The sequence below is a fragment of the Ancylobacter sp. GW821-FHT10E12 genome, from assembly GCF_058809335.1.
On the sequence record NZ_JBXASN010000005.1, the window covers coordinates 293,549 to 309,271 of the forward strand.

The window sequence follows — 15,723 nt, forward strand, 5'->3', positions numbered from 1 at the left end:
TGCTCAGTAAAGTTCGAAATATTCGGCGATCTCGGCCGGCGGGATCTCATCGCGCAGCCGCGCCACTTCCTGCCGCTTCATCGAGAGGTAGACGCGCACGAACTCCTCGCCGAGCATTTCGCGCAGCGCCATGTCGGATTCGAAGGCATCCAGCGCGTCATGAATCTCGGTCGGCAGCTTGGCATAGCGGCTGTCGTCCTCCTTGGGGCCGGAGCCGGCGGGGATGAGCTCGCGCTGCTGCATCAGGCCGAGCAGGCCGGCGCCGATGGTGGTGGCGGCGACGAGGTAGGGGTTGGACATGGCGGCGGGAACGCGCACTTCCATATGCGTGGACTGGTCGCCGCTCGCCTTCACGCGCACGCTGGCCGAACGGTCCTGGATGCCCCACGAAATATTGGAAGGAGCGTAGGTGCGCGGCCGGATGCGGCGGTAGCAGTTGGGCGTCGGACTCCACACCGCCATCGCGGCCGGCGTGTGGTCGAGCACACCCTGGATGAAGCTCTTGAACGTGTTCGAGAGGCCGTTTTCCTCGTTGGTATCGAGGAAGGCGTTCAGGCCGGTGTGCTTGTCGATGAGCGAGATATGGAAGTGCGAGCAGCTTCCCGAGAGGCCTTTGTAAGGCTTGGTCATGAAGGTCGCGAGCAGGCCGTGCTTGGCGAGATATTCCTTCACCGTGCCCTTGAAGACGAAGGCGCAATCGGAGGCCGCGACGCCGTCGAGCGCCTCGTAGTTGATCTCCACCTGGCCGGGCCCGTGCTCGACATTATAGGTGATGATGTCGATGCCCTGCGCCTGAAGCACCTTGATCAGTTCGTCGATGGCGGGGACCTGATGGGTGCGCGCGGTGGCGAAGATCGGCTGACCGCCGAAGATCGGCTGGCGCGTGGCGGCATCGACGACATAGAACTCGTATTCGTGCCCCATCTTGGCGATGAAGCCGAGCTTGTCGGCAAGGGACAGCATCTTCTTGAGCAGAAGGCGAGGGGCCGCCATTTGCGGGCGGCCGTCATACCACATGGTGTCGCAGATCACCCGGCCGGTCCGCTCCAGCCACGGCACCGGGGACAGCGTGTCGGTGTCGGCCACCATCACGCAGTCCTGATAGTTCATCTCCTCATTGTAGCCGGAGTTGCGGACCGGGATCGAATAGCTGTCGAGCGCGACGGTGCCGCCATAAAGGTTCAGCCCCTTGCGCAGATAGCCGGCGATATGGTCGACCGGGATGGTCTTGCCGCGGCTGAGCCCGGCCATGTCGGGCAGCTCGAAACGCACGAAGTCGAAGCCGGCGGCCTTGACCTTCGCGACGAAGGCATCCGCCTCCTCGCGCGTTGCCAGCGCGAGCATGGGGGCGTGATCGACCTGCGGGCTGTCTTCGGTGATGTCAAGCATTGGAAGCTCCGTTCAAACGGAAAGTCGCGGATTCGTCACCGGCGACGTTGGAAGGATTGGCTGCGAGGATCGACCACAGATTGTCGTTCACCTGCCGGGCCGCCGCGCGGAAGGCGGGCAGCCGGGGCAGCACGAGGCTGCCGAGGCGCGCCGCCCGCTCGACGCCGAGCGCCTGTTCGAGGCTGGCGTGATAGGCCGGGATGCGCTCCCATTCGGCGACGGTCGCGGCGGTGATCTCGCAATGATACTGGAAGCCATAGGCATGGCGGCCCCAGCGGAAGGCCTGCACCGGGCAGGCGGCATTGGCGGCGAGGATTTCCGCGCCTTCCGGTAGCCGGGAGACCTCGGCGCCGTGCCATTGAAAGCTCTCCACACGTGGCGGGAAGCCGGCAAGGATAGGGTCGCGCTGCCCGGCAGGCGTGAGATCGACCTCGGCAAGGCCGACCTCCGGCTTTTGCATCGGGCCGACCGCACCTCCGAGAGCCTCGGCCAGAAGCTGATGCCCGAGACAGATGCCGAGATACGGTTTGCCGAGATCACGCACCCAGTGCCGGATCGCCGCCTTCTCGGGCGCCAGCCACGGATGGATGCCTTCCTGCCAGACATCCATGGGCCCGCCCATGACCACGAGCAGGTCGAACCCGTCCATGGCCGGGATGGCTTCGCCGGCATCGAGCTCCACAGGCACCCATTCGTGACCGTTCTCGGCCCAGAACTCGCGGAATACGCCGGGATGTTCGACATCGACATGCTGAAAGACCAGGATACGCATCATCTACCCTCAAGAGCAGCTTCGAGGCCCGGTCGACCTCGGCTGGTGGAATACTCGAAATGGAACGTGCCGCCGGGCCGCAAATGGGCCCGCGCGGCATGGGCGGCGGCGGCAGCCTCGGCGAAGCCGCTGAGGATCAGCTTCAGCTTGCCGGAATAGCGGGCGATGTCGCCGATCGCGAAAATGCCCGGCCGCTGCGTCGCCATCGTCGCGGGATCCACCGGGATGCCATGGCGGTCGGCCGCGAGATCCCAGCCGGCCAGGGCGGAGAGGTCCTTGGCGAGACCGAAGAAGCAAAGCAACGCGTCGCACGGCAGTGCCTCGATGGCGTCGTCCGGGCCGCGGACAAGAACCCGTTCGAGACGGGTATCTTTCCCTTCCAGCCCTTCCAGCGTCCGGGGAGCGGCGATGGTGATGCGCCCCTCGCGCGCCAGACGCTCCAAAGCGGCAACTGTGCCCGGTGCGGCACGGAAAGCGGGCCGCCGATGCACGAGCGTGACCGAAGCGGCGATGTCGGCGAGGAACACCGCCCAGTCGGCGGCGGAATCGCCGCCGCCGGCGATCACCACCCGCTTGCCGCGAAACCGCTCCGCCGTTCGCACGGAGTAGAAGACCGAATGGCCCTCATAGGCCTCGATACCGTCCAGCGGCGGGCGATTGGGGCCGAAGGCGCCCGCCCCGGCGGCGATGAATACCGCGCCGGCCTCCACCAGCGTGCCGTCGGACAGGCCGAGTTCGTATCGCCTGTCCCGCTCCAGCAGGGTCTCGACACGCCGCCCGAGGAGATAGGCGGGCGCGTAGGGCTCGCTCTGTCGCAGCAATTCGTCGATCAGCCCGGCACCGCTCACCGACGGACGGCTCGGAATGTCGTAGATCGGCTTCTCGGGATAGAGCGCGGCACACTGGCCGCCGGCCTCGTGGAGCGCATCGACGACGACGCTCGACAGGCCGACCTGCCCGAGGGCGAACACGGCGAAGATGCCGACCGGTCCGGCGCCGATGATGGCGACATCGGATGAGATCGCGCTCATTCGGCGGCCTCCACGCGCCGGAGCCGGACTTCGGTGCCGTGCACGGTGGTGCTCTCGGCGATATCGCTCTTTCGGCGCGACACCAGCGCGTTCACATTGGCATTGCCGGGTGAGGCGCCCGGCCAGCGGCCCTTGTGGACGATGCCGACACCGGGCTGCGCGGCATCGGAAATCGTCACGGCGAGCGGCAGGCTGCCGTCCTCGTTGGAGAGAACCACGGCATCGCCCTCCGCCAGCCCCTCGCTCGCGGCATCGTCGGGGTGGAGCGTCACGGTCGGCGCGCCAAGCCGCTTGCGGATGGTCTCGTCATTGCCGTAGCTCGAATTCATCAGCCAGAGCGAGGCCGGTGACAGGATGCGCAGATGGCCCTTCGCCGGCCGCGCATCGGCGTGAGGCTCCGGCAGGCGCGGCAGGCCGAGCTCGACTGCCCGCTCGCTGGCCAGTTCGATCCGCCCGGAGGCCGTGGCGAACTCCAGGCTTTCGAACTGGAGGCGCGGCTCGGGAAACAGCGTCACCGTGCCCTTCGCCGCCAGATCCTCGAACGTGCCGGGATATGGCGTCTGCGCCAGCAACCGGGCGAGAAGCTCGGCATCGCCCTCGAACAGCGCGGGATCGTCATAGCCCATGGCGGCGGCGAGCCGGCGGAAGATCTCCGCATTGGACAGCGCCTCTCCCGGCGGATCGCCGGCCTTCGCCTGCGCGGACAGCGTCAGGTCGAAATAGGAGAGGACGAGATCGTCGCATTCCAGGAAGCTTGCCGCCGGCAGGACGATGTCGGCATAGGCGGTGGTGTCGGTATGGAAGAGATCCACCGCCACATGGAAGAGATCCTCGCGCTCGAGCGCGCGGCGCAGCCGGCCCTGCTCGGGAGAGGACGCCGCCGGGTTGTTGTTCCAGTTGACGAAGGCACGAATGCCGGCGGGCTTCTCAAGCTCGGCCGCGAGGTCCATGTGGCTGATCGAGCCGGTGCCGGTCGTCGCCAGTTCCGGGGCGACAAGCGTCGACATATCGATGCCACGCCCGCCCGGCCCGTTCATGTACAACAGGCCGGCGCCCGGCTTGCCGAGATTGCCGGTGAAGGCGACGAGCGCGGAGAGCGAGCGAAAGACATTGCCGCCGCTCGGCTGGCGCTGGACGCCCTGCCCGAGCCAGAGCAGCGAGGGGCCCTCGCCATAGGCCAGCGCCGCGGCGACGATCAGTTCCTCCGGCACGCCGCAGAGCGTCGCCGCGCGCGAAGGCGGCATGCTGTCGATGGCCGGGATCAGCTCCTCCGCACCCGCGACATGCGCATCGATGAAGGCCTGGTCGATGCGCCCATGTGCACGCAGCACGTTCAGAAACGCGAAGGCCAGAGCGGCATCGGTGCCCGGCGCCAGCTTCAGATGCATGTCGGCGGCCAGCGCGGTGCCATGGCCGATCGGGTCGACGACGATGACCTTCGCGCCGGCCTCGCGGGCCTCCTTCAGCCAGAACTTGTTCTGGTGCGGAGCGGAATGAGCGGGGTTGGCGCCCCAGATTAGGATGCATCGCGCATCCCTGGCGGTGCGGGGATCGAAGCCCTCGAGCGAATTGCCGAAGACCAGCTCCAGCGCCATATGGCCGGCCTTGTTGCACACCGTGTCGGGATCAACCTCGGTGGCGCCCATGCGGTTGAACAGGCGGATCGGGTACCAGCCGCCGATCAGCCCGACCGTTCCGGTATAGTGGGTGTGGACGATGCTGCGCGCCGCGCCCTCGTCGATCAACCCATGGAAGCGCGTGGCGATCTCGCCAAGCGCCGCCTCCCACGAAATCGGCGTGAAGACTCCCTCGCCCTTCGCCCCGATGCGCTTCAGCGGCTGCGACAGCCGCAGGCCCGCATCGCGCCACGCGCCATTATAGGCGATGGCGCACTTGCCGCAGAGCGCGCCGCGGGAGACGGGATGGTCGGGGTCGCCGAGCACCTTCGCGATGGCGCCGTTCTTTCGTACCACCGAAATGCCGCACGCGTCGTAGCAATCGCGCGGGCAGGTGGTCTTCACTATGTCGGGGAGCGCCATGTCAGCCTCCATTCCTGCGTTTCTGGTTGCGGCGTCAGCCGAGACGAAGACCGCTTGCGCGGTCGAAGGCGTGGAGATGGTGGATGTCGACCGAAAGTCCGACAGTCTCGCCGAGCGCCATGGTGCGGGCCTGCACGGCATCGACGACGAGCCGCAGTTCGGCGCCGTCGCTGTGCGCGGTGATCGCCGATTTCAGCCCGAGCGGCTCGATGTCGGTGACGCCGGCGCGGATCGATGCCTGCGCCGGATCGACCAGCTTCAAATGTTCGGGCCGGATACCGGCATCGAACGCGATGTCCGAAGGTCCGAGAACCGCCCGAAGCGCGGCAGGAGCCTCAAGCGACGCCCCACAGACGTGAACCCGTCCACCTTCGGCGACGTCAAAGCGCGCGGGAAGCAGGTTGATCTCGGGGGCGCCGACGAAGCGGGCGACTTCACGGTCGGCCGGGCGCTCATACAGCGTCTGGGCATCGGCGACCTGCACCACCCTTCCCTCGCGCAGCATCACGACGGTATCGGCAACCGCCATCGCCTCGGCGAAATCCGGCGTGGCGAACAGGAAGCTGTAGCCGAACTCGCGCTGGAGTCGCTTGAGCTCCGCCCGCAGCTCGATGCGCAGCATGGCGTCGAGGCTGGAAAGCGGTTCGTCGAGCAGGAAGAGCGTCGGCCGGCGCACCAGCGCCCGCCCGAGCGCCACACGCTGGCGCTCGCCGCCGCTCATAGTCTTGGGCAGCCGCTGAAGGATATGGCCGATCCGCAGCGTGCCGGCGACCTGCGCGACATGGGCCTCGATTTCGGCGCGCGCCATGCCGCGTATCCGCAGCGGATGGGCAATGTTCTCGAATCCGGTCTTGTTGGGATAGAGCGCCAGATTGTCAAAGATCATCGCGATGTCGCGATCCCTGGGCTCGCGGGCGCCGGCATCCTCGCCGCGCAGGAGCACCCGCCCGGAATCGGGGCGATCCAGCCCGGCGATCACGCGCAGCGTCGTGGTCTTGCCGGCTCCGGCCGCACCCAGCAGCACGGTCAGCGAGCCTTCCGGCACGCAGAAGTCGATGCCCGCCAGCGCCTGCGTCTTGCGGAAGCTCTTCGAAAGCGCGTCAACCCGAAGGGCAGGGGGTGTCGTCGACGGGATTGGGAACAGCGGCTTCATGGCATCATTCCTCCGCGCCGCCGGCGTGAAGCCCACGGCCGGTTTCGGCGCTGAACAGGAGGAGGCTGGCGGGATCGACCGATAGGCCGACCATTTCTCCCTCCCGCACACGGCGACTGGACGGGGCGAGGATCTTGAGATCGACGCCGCCGGTCTCGACGGTCAGCACGGTTTCCGGGCCACGCGGCTCAACGAGGGAAACACGCCCGGCAAGGCCCGCGCCTTCGGCCGGCTCCAGCACCATGCGCTCGGGGCGGATTCCCAGGACGATCGCCTGCTCCGCCCCGACCGCGTCCGGCATCGACGCCGCATCGAGCGGAACACGGAAGGCACCCTTCTCGAAGGTCGCACCGCCCGCATGCGCCACCAGCCGGCCGCGCAGCAGGTTCATCGGCGGCGAGCCGAGGAAACCGGCGACGAAGATATGATCCGGCCGATCGCAGATGACCGATGTCTTCTCCACCTGCCGGATCTTGCCGGCGCTCATCACCGCGATTCGGTCGGCGAGCGACAGCGCCTCGGTCTGGTCGTGCGTGACATAGATGATGGTGAGCCCGATCTCGCTCTGCAGGCGCCGAAGCTCCCGGCGCATCGCCAGCCGGGCGGCAGCCTCCAGGTTCGATAGCGGCTCGTCGAGCAGCAGGATCGTCGGCTTCGTCACCAGCGTCCGGCCGATCGCCACCCGCTGCAGTTCGGAGCCGCCGAGATCCTTGGCGCGGGCGTCCAGCCGGTCCGCCATGCCGAGCAATTCGGCGACCTCGCCGACGGCGCGGGCGATCTCGGCCTTCGGCGCGCGGCGGATGGCGAGGCCGAAAGCGAGGTTCTGGCGCACCGTCATCGAGGTGAACACCGCATAGTCCTGGAACACCAGCCCGACATTGCGCTTGCCGGGCGGCAAGGCGACCACGGAGCGACCATCGATGCGGATGTCGCCCGAGCTCGGCTGTTCGAGACCGACGATCATGTTGAGCGTCGTCGACTTGCCGCAGCCGGAAGGCCCCAGCAATGCCAGCGTCTCGCCGGGAGCGATGGCAAGGTCGACGCCGTCGACCGCCGCCACCGATCCGTCCTTGAATTCCTTTTTCAGGCCGATGAGTTCGAGTTTCGGCGTGGTCATCGCTTCACCGCTCCGAAGGTCATGCCGCGGGCGAGATGCGACTGGATGAGGAAGCCGCCGATGACCAGCGGCAGCATGGCCAGCACCGCCAGCGCCGCCTGAACGCCGTAGAGCGTGCCCGCCGTCGCCGTGACGTATTTGGCGAGCTGGACGGGAATGGTGATGACGTCGGTGTAGGACAGCACCAGCGCGAACATGAATTCCGACCAGTTCAGGATGAAGATGAACATGGTCGTGGCGAACAGCCCGCCCCGGATCAGCGGAATGGTGACAGTGAGATGCGCCATCAGCCGCGAGCGGCCGTCGATCATCGCCGCCTCCTCGATCTCGCGCGGGAGATCGTCGACGAAGCTCTTCAGCATCCAGGTGGAGAACGGCAGCGTCGCCGCGACATAGATCGCGATCAGGCCGCCATAAGTGTCGATCAGGCCGACGCTGGAGAAGATGATCACGAACGGGACGGCGATCGCCGCCGGCGGGAACATGCGGCCCGACAGGATGATGAGCGGCGTCGCCCGCCCGCCGTTGCCGTAACGGGAGATGCCGATCGCCGCGAACAGGCCGACCAGCACCGACAGCGCGGTGGCGACGGTCGAGGCGAGCAGCGAGCCGAGCACCGAAGCGGTCGCCGCCTGGCTCACTCCGCCCACCCCATAGGCGCGGATCGCCTCGGGGTCGAACAGGGTCTTGAAATTCACCAGCGTCGGATCGGACGGCACCCAGATCGCCGGGGCGGCATTCCAGTCGGTCGGCGGTTTGATCGCGGTCATCACGATCCAGAACACCGGGAACAGCGTCACCACCAGCGCCGCCAGCAGGACGGCGGCCAGCGGCCAGGAAAGGGGGCGGGTCAACATCAGGAGCGGGCCTCCAGAAGCTGGTCGCGCACCGGGGCGAGCAGGAGGTGGATGAGCGCCAGCGTGCCGAGCAGCACGAGGAAGGCGGCCGCCGCGCCATAGGCGAGCTGGAAGTCGCTGAAGGCGAGCTTGTAGATGTAGAGGCTGATCGTCTCGGTGGAGGTACCCGGCCCGCCACGGGTGAGCATGAACACCTCGTCGAACAGCTTCACGATCTCCATCGCGCGAATGACGAAGGCGACGATGATCACCGGCTTCAGCATCGGCAGTACCACGCGCCAGAACACCTGGCGCGGGCTCGCGCCGAGGATGACGGCGGCGCGCACCGGATTTTCCGGCACCGCGTTGAGCCCGGAGAGCAGGATCAGGAAGAACAGCGGCGTCCAGTGCCAGACCTCGGTGACGATCACGGCGATGGTCGCCAGCGGCGCGCTGCGGAACCACTGCGGCACCGCCTGCGCGCCGAACAGCAGCTCGATCATCTGGTTGATCGGGCCGTTCGACTGGAACAGCATCCAGAACGTGTAGCCGACCACGACCGGCAGGATCATCATCGGCGTCAGGAACGCCGAGAATAGCACCGCCTTGCCGCGAAACTCGCGCAGGAACAGCACGGCGAGCCCGAGCCCGAGAACGAATTCGAGGCTGAGGCAGACCATGGAGATCAGCAGCGTACGGACGACGGCCTCCAGGAAGCGCGTATCGTAGACCAGCAGTTCCTTGTAGTTGTCGAAGCCGATCCACTGCGCGGCGAGCAGCGAGCCCCCGGTCGGCGACCAGTCGGTGAAGCTCATGTAGAAGGCGACCATCAACGGTACGACCAGCACGACGAGCGAGATGATCTGTCCGGGCAGGGTCAGCATACGGCCCAGTGCGAAGGCGCGGGGCCCCTTTCGAGACGCCGGCGACTTCCGGGTTCGAGGCCGTTCGCCCGCCTCGGGCACGTCCACGGTGACGCTGTGAATATTCATGCTTGCACCTCGATGCTCGCGTGCGGGGCGACGCCCGGAAAGCCGGCGGAGACAGGCGGTGTCGGCACGGCCGCCGAGACCGGCGCGTGCCGACACCCCGGTTCAGCGGTCGCGGCTCAGCCCCACTGGCTGGCGCCGCTGGCCTGCTTGATCGGTTCGGCGAGGTTCTTGGCGAGCGCCAGCCACGACTGGCGCACCTTGTCCTTGCCGATCCGGCGCGTGATGCGGTCGAAGGATCTGGAAGCGGCGTCAAGCGCGTCCTTGGGCTTCTTCTCGCCGGTCATGCAGGCATGCACCTCCTTGTCGAGGGCATCCTGGTATTCGAAGCCGCCCGGCAGGCAGAAGTCCGGCACGGTGTTGATCATGTTGTCGTAGAGCGTCTGCAGATAGGCGGGCGAGTAGGTGTCGATCATGCGCTGGGTCGGCGCGAGCATGTGATTGACGCGATAGGGGTCCGAATAGCCGCCGAGATAGGGAATGGCGTCCATCGAGATCGTCGGCGACGTCATCCACTGGGCGTAGGCGTAGGAAAGCTCGGGATTGGCCGAATATTTGGAGACGGCGTAGCCGTAGCCCCAGCAGAACAGCCCCGCATACAACAGCGTGCCGTCCTTGAGCTTGTCGGCCGGCATCACGGTCGCGGCGATCTTGCCCGAGGTCGCCGGCCCGGTGGAGGGCGCCTTCGAGTATTTATAGCCCGACGGCCAGGCGATGTTCATGAAGCCTTCGCCGCGGCCGAACGCATTGTAGTTGGACGACCAGGTGAAGCTGAAGGCGTCGGGATGCAGATACTGGTTCATCGCCAGCATGTCTTCCAGCGCCGCCAGCCCCTCGTCGGAGTTGAAGGTCGGGTTCATGTCCTGGTCGAAATAGAGACGCCCTTTCGAGATCAGGCGTTGCATGAACATCCACTTCACGTAATAGCGCGAGCGGTATTCGAGGCTGCCGAAGAACTTGTTGGCGGGATCGTGCATGAACTGCGCGATATCGTGATACTCCGACCACGTCTTCGGCACGCCGAGCTTGTAGCCGAACGTGTCGGCGAAAGCCTTGGCCTTGTCCAGGTTGGTCAGATAGTCGTCGCGGCACAGCAGGGTGAGTTGGTCGCCGTCGTTCAGCAGGCCGGCCACGCGGCCATTATAGAGCTGCGCATGATGGCTCGCCGGGAAGACGACGCCCCATTCCTTGTTGAAGATCTCGGGATCGTATTTCTGCACCCAGTCGGTCAGGTCGTAGATCACGCCGGAATTGATCCAGTCCGGGTAGGACATGGCGGTCGGCATCATCACGTCGTAGCGGCCGGTTTTGGCGACGGCCTCCTGCATACCCTTGGTGTGCACCACCTCGTCGGGCTCCTCGATGAATTCGAGGGTGATGCCGAGCTCGTTCTTCCACTTGTCGGCATAGGGGGTCATGTTGCCGATGGAGCCGGTGGGAATGAGCAGAGTCAGCGTCTTCTTCTGCGCCTTGGCCGCGGCTTCCTTGGCCAGCGCCCAGGCACGCTCCTCCGGGCCGCTGATGGCGGCGAAGGCCCGCGTGGCGCCGAGCGGCGACTGCATCACGGCATTGGCCACGGCGGTCGAGACGCCCAGCAGCGCCATCGACCGCATGAAGCCGCGCCGGCTCATCTGGCCGGACTCGAATCGGCCGAGAACGTCCTTGATCTCGCTATTATCGGAATTCATGTTGTTCCCCTGATCTATTTTATGATCTGGAATTATTGATATTGATCATCGGCACAATAGATCAGCCTTACACGAACCAACGTTCGTGCATCCCAGCTAGATCTTCGAAATTTATATTTACGTGGCACGACTGTTAGGGCAGCTATGCGGTACGATCGATAATATGGATCGCCTAACGGGCCGGTTAGTGCCATTTTGAATTTATCGAAGGTGCCAATTTCGGCGATGCAACATCTTCTGCACGCGCAAGCTTCTGGATGAACGATGCCCAAGACCGCTATCACGGGTTCACTGGTTTCCCTGGAAATCGACAAGGGATCGAAGGAACCGATCCATCGGCAGATCGCCGACCGGCTCAGGGAGGCGATCCAGAACGGACGCATGCCGGCGGGCACCAAGCTGCCGTCGACGCGGGTCTTCGCCGACGAACTCGGCGTCTCTCGCAACACCGTGATGCAGGTATTCGAGGTGCTGTCCGCCGAGGGGTTCCTCGCCGGGCGCGTCGGCGCCGGCACCTATGTCGCCGGCCTGTCCACCGACGAGGCGCAGGACGTCTCGACCGAGCAGCCGGCACCACGTAACGGCACGACCTATCCCTTCCGCTCGCTGTCGCGGCGCGGCAAGAATCTCGTCCTCTCCGCGACCGGCGAGTTCTCGGAAAGGCCGACACCGTTCATGCCGGACCTGCCGGACCTGCGGGAATTTCCCATCCGCACATGGTTACGCTTGCTCAACGAGACCTCCGGGCGACTGACCGGCGAAATTCTCGCCGACACCTCGAATGCCGGTTATGAGCCACTGCGCCGCGCCATCGCCCAATATCTCAACGCCTCGCGCGGCATGGCCTGCGACTACCGCCAGGTGATCATCACCACCGGCTCGCAGCAGAGTCTCGACCTCGTCTGCCGCATGCTGCTCGATCCCGGCGATCCGGTCTGGCTGGAGGAGCCCGGCTATGTCGGGGCGCGGGCGGTCATCAAGGCCAATGGCGGCGCGCTGTATCCGGTACCCGTCGACGAGGAGGGAATCTGCGTCGAGATCGCGGCGCTCGCGCTTCCCGTGCCACGCTTCGTCTTCACCTCGCCCTCTCGCCACTATCCGCTCGGCGCCACCCTCTCGATGGCCCGCCGCCACGCTCTCCTGCAATTCGCGCAGGCCAGCGGCTCCTGGATCGTCGAGGACGATTACGACCACGAGTTTCGCTATGTCGGCAATTCGCTGCCGGCGATCTACGGGCTCGATACCGATGCCCGCACCATCCATATCGGCACCTTCTCCAAGATCCTGCTCCCCTCCTTCCGGCTGGGCTATGTCGTGGTGCCCCCCGACCTTGCGGACGCCTTCGCCAAGGCCCGCGCCGTGGTCGACCGGCACGCCTCGCTGATTGAACAGATGGTGCTGTCGGAATTCATGCTACGCGGACTTTTTGCCGCTCATACGCGACGCATGCGCGGACTTTACCGCACGCGGCAACTGCAACTGATCGAAGGAATGAGAGAGTTGTTCGGCGCCGACACAGCGCTCTCGGCTACGGAAACCGGCATGCATGTCATCCTTCCGCTGCCGCAGACGGCGGATGACCAGCATCTCGCCAAGCTGGCCGCGACGCGCGGCGTGGTTGTTCGACCTCTATCACCGTATTACGCCGGTAGCGAACGACGCAAAGGACTGCTTCTCGGATTCTCTGCCTTCAACAACTCCGAGATCACCCTGGGGCTCTCTCGGCTGTCGAGCTTGCGGGACATATCCGCCTTTCGCGCCGTGATTGGTAGGCGGCCGGCTGACCGCCTTGCTTGATCTCCGAAGGTCGGCACGCGGCGGCCTGCTTCCCGCAGCAATCGATCTGCGTCGGGCAACCTGAACGTAGACAGAACGAATCAGACCTGCGGGATGCACCAATCGCGTATTATCGTTCACATGGCTAGATGTTCAGCGACACGCTAAGATCGAACGGATCAAGAACCTATGCGGCCTGTCGCAGCCCAACTGGAAGGCGAAGCGACCGGAAATCTTCTGGGAGATTCTGCTCGCTGTCCCAAGTGTAGATACCCGTCAGATTGATGTGCTCCCAACTCAGCGGCGATACGTGCTTGAGCAGGTGATCCGGAATCTCGCGACGCATGCTGCGCAAGTGGGTGACGGCCTGTTCGATATAGACCGTGTTCCAATGGACGGTGGCGCTGACGACGAGGTTGAGGCCGGATGCGCGGAACGCCTGGCTTTCGAACGATCGGTCACGGATTTCGCCGCGCTCATGAAAAAAGACAGCCCGCTTCAGCTTATGCGCGGCCTCACCCTTGTTGAGGCCGGCTTGGCAACGACGGCGTAGCGCCGGACTTGAGTACCATTCGATCATGAACAGGGATCGCTCGATCCGGCCGAGTTCGCGTAGAGCTCTGGCAAGCTGGTTTTCCCTCGGGGATACGGACAGCTTCTTCAGGATCGTGGACGGCACGACGGATCGCGTAGTGATCGACGCCGCCAGATGGAGGAGATCATCCCAGTGCTCGAGGAATAGGGTGGTGTTGATCGGGGCTCCAATGTGGTTGGACAGCGCCGGATATGCATCGCCTTTCTCGAACGTGTGAAACTTCCGGTCCTTGAGATTGCGCAGTCGCGGTGCGAAGCGTTTGCCTATGAGGGCGAACAGGCCGAAGATGTGATCACTCGCGCCACCTGTATCGGTAAAGTGTTCCTGGACGTCGAGGACCGTGTCCTGATCAAATAGCCCATAGAGCACATAGGCAGCCTCACTTTCGGTCGGACTGATGGGCAGAATGCTGAAGTAGCCGTACTGATCGGAAAGGTGGCTGTAGAACTTTGAGCCGGGTTAGCTGCCGTAATGTCGATTGATATCACCGCACTTCGCCGCTCTATCGCTAGCGCGAAAGAACTGCCCGTCGGATGACGCGGTCGTTCCATTACCCCAAAGTCGGGCATGTGGGTGACGAGTGCGCGCATCGGCGATGCATGCTTGCGCCGCGCGATATGTCTCTGATCGGGCATGGAATGCACGCATCCAGCTGATCTGATGCGCGCTGATTCCTTTGGTTGCGCTGGCCATTCGCTTCGGACCGAGGTTGGCCGCATCGGCCAGCACGCCGGCCAACATGGCCGAGACATTTCTTGGGACATCGCCGGTGCGAACATGGGTGAAATCATCGGCAAAGCCGGTCCAATCGTGCACTTCCCTCAATAGGTCCGGCACCTCAACCATTGGATACATATCGCTGATCTCAGCATTCAGTTCCTCGGCCGCCACCGCAACTTCGCCAGCAGTTGGCGTTACAGTCAACGTCCCGGCTTCAAGACGAACACCTTCGAGCTTTCCGGAGCGTGCTCTGTGCGCCAGACGCTTCAGGTTGAAGTCGAGCATCTGGCGGGCCTCCGCGAGCCACGCCGATCTTCTTTGGAAGCCGCCCGAAGACTGAGATAGTCCATTAAATGCCGGCTATGGTCAAAACGGGTCTGTACCCGGCGAGCATAAAACTCGTACAGGCGAGCATCGATACCGAGCTGTTCCGCAAGATATTTGACCGCAGCGGCTGGTGGTTGCTCGTTCTCCGACAATAGTCGGCCCGTTTGGCGCATTGTGCAAAGTTGAACCGCGAAACCCAGCTTGTTCTGCGGTCGGTGGCGGAGTTCGCATTCCACGCGGTCTGCCGATTCCAACGTAAAATGTCGGATAAGGCTATCCTCGTCCACCGCTATGCCCAGAAGCGTCGCCACTTCCTTTGAACTGAGAAGCCTTCTTCTGCCCATCCGCATTCCTCTCGATACACGACTTCAGGGGAAATTGGCCGCCACCGGCCACTTGCTTTCAACAGGCTGACAGCTTCATCTACAGATCAATTGCGGGCGTTCATGCTTCGTTCGACCTTAGCGTGTCGCTGGGAACAGTTCCTGTTCCGCCCCCTTATTGGAGGATGTCGTTGAACAAGTCGGTGCTGGAGGGCGGTGACATCGCCGCTCGCGTTGGGGGTGCAACCTCTCCTCCTTAGGCCGCCAATGCCTGCGGCCCGTTCGGCAGGAGCTTGGCAAGCTTCCTGAGGTTCTGGGCTGCGGCAGCGAGGTGGAACTCGTCGCGGGCACCGTTCGGGCCACGTAGTCGCAGTCGGTCGAGCCTCAGGATGCGTTTCAGGTGCGCAACAGCATCTCGACCTTCTTCCGCTCACGCCGCGAGGTGACATAGGCATCGGTCTGCGCGATGTCCCTGGCCATGTCGCGGGCGCCCTCGTGGATCGAGCGCAGGATCTTGCGGGCCGGGGTGTTGGGGCAGCACTGCGGCTTCAGCAGGCAGGCGTCGCAGTCGAACTTGCTGGCGCGGTAGCGCATGAAGCCTTCGGGATCGATGCCCTCGCGACTGACGCCGAAGCGCCGACGATATTGGTGAAGCTCTTTCACGCCCAGACAGGTGTAAAGATCACGGGTGCGATCGTAGGTAAAGTCGGACCGGCTGAAGGTGCCATCTTGGCGTTCGGACTTGTCGAATACGGGGATGTGCGGCTCGATCCCGCGCTCGTGCACCAGCCAGGCGAGGTTCTCGGCCGAGCCGTAGGCGCTGTCGGCGGCGAGGCGCGCGGGCCAGAGGTCGAACCGGTCCTGCGTGCGTTCGATCATGGTGCGCGCCGTCCCGACCTCGGCTTGCCGGATGGCGCGGCAAGCTTCCACATCGACGATAACGGCGTGGTCGAGATCGATTAGGTAGT

At 64.7% G+C, this 15,723-nt stretch carries 11 protein-coding genes and 2 pseudogenes; 1 reads left to right on the plus strand and 12 read right to left on the minus strand.

Features of this window, described 5'->3' with window-relative positions; translation table 11 throughout:
- Window positions 1-3: 3 nt before the first annotated feature.
- The 9 genes from AC1RU4_RS09190 to AC1RU4_RS09230 form a co-directional block, all read right to left on the minus strand.
- Entirely contained in the window at window positions 4-1,389 is a 1,386-nt protein-coding gene (locus tag AC1RU4_RS09190) for a glutamine synthetase family protein (protein ID WP_492890746.1), read from the minus strand.
- On the minus strand, window positions 1,382-2,161 hold the full coding sequence (locus AC1RU4_RS09195) for a type 1 glutamine amidotransferase (RefSeq protein ID WP_492890780.1): 780 nt from the start codon (window positions 2,159-2,161) through the stop codon (window positions 1,382-1,384). The genes AC1RU4_RS09190 and AC1RU4_RS09195 overlap by 8 nt, the downstream gene beginning before the upstream one ends.
- Window positions 2,161-3,192 carry an NAD(P)/FAD-dependent oxidoreductase gene (locus AC1RU4_RS09200; protein ID WP_492890747.1) on the minus strand — a complete coding sequence of 344 codons (1,032 nt, stop codon included), beginning with the start codon at window positions 3,190-3,192 and terminating at the stop codon, window positions 2,161-2,163. The genes AC1RU4_RS09195 and AC1RU4_RS09200 overlap by 1 nt, the downstream gene beginning before the upstream one ends.
- Window positions 3,189-5,231, minus strand: coding sequence for a molybdopterin-containing oxidoreductase family protein (locus AC1RU4_RS09205; RefSeq protein WP_492890748.1), 2,043 nt, complete (start codon window positions 5,229-5,231; stop codon window positions 3,189-3,191). The genes AC1RU4_RS09200 and AC1RU4_RS09205 overlap by 4 nt, the downstream gene beginning before the upstream one ends.
- A gap of 34 nt (window positions 5,232-5,265) precedes the next feature.
- Window positions 5,266-6,384, minus strand: coding sequence for an ABC transporter ATP-binding protein (locus tag AC1RU4_RS09210; RefSeq protein WP_492890749.1), 1,119 nt, complete (start codon window positions 6,382-6,384; stop codon window positions 5,266-5,268).
- A gap of 4 nt (window positions 6,385-6,388) precedes the next feature.
- Window positions 6,389-7,501: an ABC transporter ATP-binding protein gene (locus AC1RU4_RS09215; protein ID WP_492890750.1), complete on the minus strand. Its 1,113-nt coding sequence runs from the start codon at window positions 7,499-7,501 to the stop codon at window positions 6,389-6,391.
- Entirely contained in the window at window positions 7,498-8,358 is an 861-nt protein-coding gene (locus AC1RU4_RS09220) for a carbohydrate ABC transporter permease (RefSeq protein ID WP_492890751.1), read from the minus strand. The genes AC1RU4_RS09215 and AC1RU4_RS09220 overlap by 4 nt, the downstream gene beginning before the upstream one ends.
- Entirely contained in the window at window positions 8,358-9,221 is an 864-nt protein-coding gene (locus AC1RU4_RS09225; protein ID WP_492890752.1) for a carbohydrate ABC transporter permease, read from the minus strand. The genes AC1RU4_RS09220 and AC1RU4_RS09225 overlap by 1 nt, the downstream gene beginning before the upstream one ends.
- A 224-nt stretch (window positions 9,222-9,445) precedes the next feature.
- Complete coding sequence (locus tag AC1RU4_RS09230) at window positions 9,446-11,014, minus strand: ABC transporter substrate-binding protein (protein WP_492890753.1); 1,569 nt, start codon at window positions 11,012-11,014, stop codon at window positions 9,446-9,448.
- Between the two features lie 264 nt (window positions 11,015-11,278).
- Here AC1RU4_RS09230 and pdxR point away from each other — a divergent pair, with 264 nt between their 5' ends.
- The gene (pdxR, locus tag AC1RU4_RS09235) at window positions 11,279-12,811 is read left to right on the plus strand and encodes a MocR-like pyridoxine biosynthesis transcription factor PdxR (protein WP_492890755.1); all 1,533 of its coding nucleotides are present in this window, start codon (window positions 11,279-11,281) and stop codon (window positions 12,809-12,811) included.
- 166 nt (window positions 12,812-12,977) lie between these two features.
- On the opposite strand, the pseudogene AC1RU4_RS09240 reads toward pdxR, so the two are convergent.
- From AC1RU4_RS09240 to AC1RU4_RS09250, 3 genes and pseudogenes are all read right to left on the minus strand, one after another.
- Window positions 12,978-14,417, minus strand: a pseudogene (locus AC1RU4_RS09240) (Tn3 family transposase); the annotation flags it as partial.
- Window positions 14,372-14,782 (minus strand): DUF4158 domain-containing protein, encoded by a 411-nt coding sequence (locus AC1RU4_RS09245; RefSeq protein WP_492890756.1) that lies wholly within the window; start codon window positions 14,780-14,782, stop codon window positions 14,372-14,374. The gene AC1RU4_RS09245 and the pseudogene AC1RU4_RS09240, both read right to left, overlap by 46 nt.
- Before the next feature lie 229 nt (window positions 14,783-15,011).
- Window positions 15,012-15,723: pseudogene (locus AC1RU4_RS09250) on the minus strand (transposase); the annotation flags it as partial.